The following is a 2,444-nucleotide window of genomic DNA, read 5'->3' as shown; positions in this document are numbered from 1 at the left end:
AATGGGTCTGATCACGGACCTGTGCCCGGACGTCCCCGCCCGCGGATCACCGGCAGGGCCCCACGCCCCTGACCGGCAGAACGCCCGGCCGTCCACGGGCAGCCGTTCCCCGGACGGACTGCAGCGGACGGCCGCCACCGGACCGCCCGGCCTTCCGGCTCCCCGGCGGGCCCCTGCCGCGCCCTGCCCGCAGAAGGTTGCCTGAACCGCAAACCGCAACGTACCGGGGGTCCCCCTGGAAAGCGGCGACGACTCCGCGGCACTGAATCCCCTCGCCCGACTCCGCAGAGATTTCCCCGAAGACCCCATCACCGCGTCAGCCGACGTCGCGGGCACTTCACGCCGCGCGCTGCACCTGGGCGTCAAGATCGGCACGGCCCAGGCGCTGGCAGAGTATTTGAGGGCAGCCATGTCGTATCCCACCACCGTCGAAACGGTGTGCGGCGTGTGGCCCGCGGACGGTCCGGCAGACGCTGGGCTCTGCGCTGCCGCCAGCGCTGAAGACCGTTGAGCGTTGGCCATACGGGATCGCAGCCTGGGTTGACGGTTCCCTAGTAGCGTAAGCCGAACCCTGAGCGGGCGCCTTCTCGATTCGTGTCAGCTGTGCGCGGCTGCTGCTGCAACAGTCAGCGGATCCACCAGTTCCCTTCCCAGAATGTATGTGATGTCGGTGGCGGTTCCGTCGAGGAATCCGCGAGCTGCAGCGGTGTGGATGGACAGCAGCATGACGGCGTTCTCGTGCCGGTTGATGACGACGTCGTCTTCGGCGGTCCCGGCAGAGATGAGGACCAGCGTATGCACGCCGGCGGAGTCGAGCGTTCCGGGATCGTTAAAGTCCAGCTGACGTAGCTGCCGGTTACCGGCAGGGTTGCGGCTTCCCCTGACAGCCTGCGCACCGGATTCCGTTAGATGTTCGAGGACTGCTGTGGCGGCATTCACGTCGACGGGGCGGCCAACTAGGGAGAACCACCATGGGTTTGGGTGAGAAGATCCATAACGCTGCCGAGAAACTCCACGGCAAGGGCAAGAAGCAGCAGGCGATGCCACCGGCAACGACCGGCTGAAGGCTGAGGGCAAGGGCCACCACGTCAAAGCCGGCCTGAAGCAGGCCGGCGAAAAAGTCAAAGGCGCCTTCAGGAAGCACTGATCCACGGGGCCGGGAGGCGGGGGGTGCGGTCCGGCCGGCCGCACCCCCGCGTTGGCCACGCCGTAGCAGCGCCCCGGCTGGATCCTCAGGCGTCATGGAATCCTTCGCCTGCAGGGCAGTGTGGTGAGACACCGGACTTCAGTCCGCCTCAACGGTGGTCGGACGTGATTGCTGTTCAGGTCGCGGCGGGCAGTGCGTCGGGGATGCGCGGTTTCGCGTTGCCTGCGAAGGTGAACTTCGCTTCGTCGCCGGCGCCGTCAACGTCCACCATCACGATGTCGCCGGCGTGCAGCTCGCCGAACAGGATCTTCTCGGAGAGCTGGTCCTCGATCTCGCGCTGGATGGTGCGGCGCAGCGGCCGGGCACCCATCGCGGGGTCGTAGCCGCGGGTGGCCAGGAGCACCTTGGCGGCCGTGGTGAGCTCGATTCCCATGTCCTTGTACGCCAGGCGCTGCTCCAGGCGGCCGATCATCAGGTCCACGATCTCGATGATCTCGTCCTGCGTCAGCTGTGGGAAGACGATGACGTCGTCAACACGGTTCAGGAACTCGGGGCGGAAGTGCTGCTTGAGCTCTTCCGTGACCCGGGCACGCATCCGGTTGTAGCCGGTCTGGGTGTCCGTGCCGGACTGGAAGCCCCGTCGCGACGCTCTTGGAGATGTCGCGGGTACCCAGGTTGGTGGTCATGATGATCACGGTGTTCTTGAAGTCCACCACCCGGCCCTGGGAGTCGGTCAGGCGGCCGTCTTCCAGGATCTGCAGCAGCGAGTTGAAGAGATCCGCATGGGCCTTTTCCACTTCGTCGAACAGAACCACGGAAAACGGACGACGCCGGACCTTCTCGGTCAGCTGGCCACCCTCGTCGTAACCGACGTATCCGGGAGGGGCGCCGAACAACCGCGAAACCGTGTGCTTTTCCGAGTACTCGGACATGTCCAGGGAGATGAGTGCGTCTTCATCGGCGAAGAGGAACTCGGCGAGGGCCTTGGCGAGCTCCGTCTTACCCACACCGGTGGGGCCGGCGAAAATGAACGAGCCACCGGGACGCTTCGGGTCCTTCAGACCGGCACGGGTACGGCGGATAGCCCGCGAAACCGACCTAATCGCCTCATCCTGGCCCACCACGCGCCGGTGCAGCTCGTCTTCCATCCTCAGGAGGCGACTGGACTCTTCCTCGGTCAGCTTGAAGACCGGGATGCCGGTGGAATTCGCCAGTACCTCGGCGATCAGTTCCTCGTCAACCTCGGAAATGTCCTGCAGAGTGCCCGACTTCCATCGGAGCTCCTTCTCTCTGCGCA

The 2,444-nt window shown here is 65.6% G+C and carries 2 protein-coding genes and 1 pseudogene; 1 reads left to right on the top strand and 2 read right to left on the bottom strand.

The features are described from left to right. A partial coding sequence (locus J1902_RS18890) for a hypothetical protein (protein ID WP_207617909.1) occupies nucleotides 1–205 on the top strand: 205 nt, incomplete at its 5' end. Between the two features lie 392 nt (nucleotides 206–597). Here the strand turns inward: J1902_RS18890 and J1902_RS18885 are convergent. Beyond that, nucleotides 598–801 carry a hypothetical protein gene (locus J1902_RS18885; protein WP_207617908.1) on the bottom strand — a complete coding sequence of 68 codons (204 nt, stop codon included), beginning with the start codon at nucleotides 799–801 and terminating at the stop codon, nucleotides 598–600. Nucleotides 802–1,322: 521 nt separating this feature from the next. Beyond that, nucleotides 1,323–2,444, bottom strand: a pseudogene (locus tag J1902_RS18875) (AAA family ATPase); the annotation flags it as partial.

Origin of the sequence: Arthrobacter cavernae, from assembly GCF_017368795.1 — a bacterium.
Classification (GTDB): Bacteria; Actinomycetota; Actinomycetes; order Actinomycetales; family Micrococcaceae; genus Arthrobacter; species Arthrobacter cavernae.
This window is presented reverse-complemented; position numbering and strand designations above follow the sequence as displayed.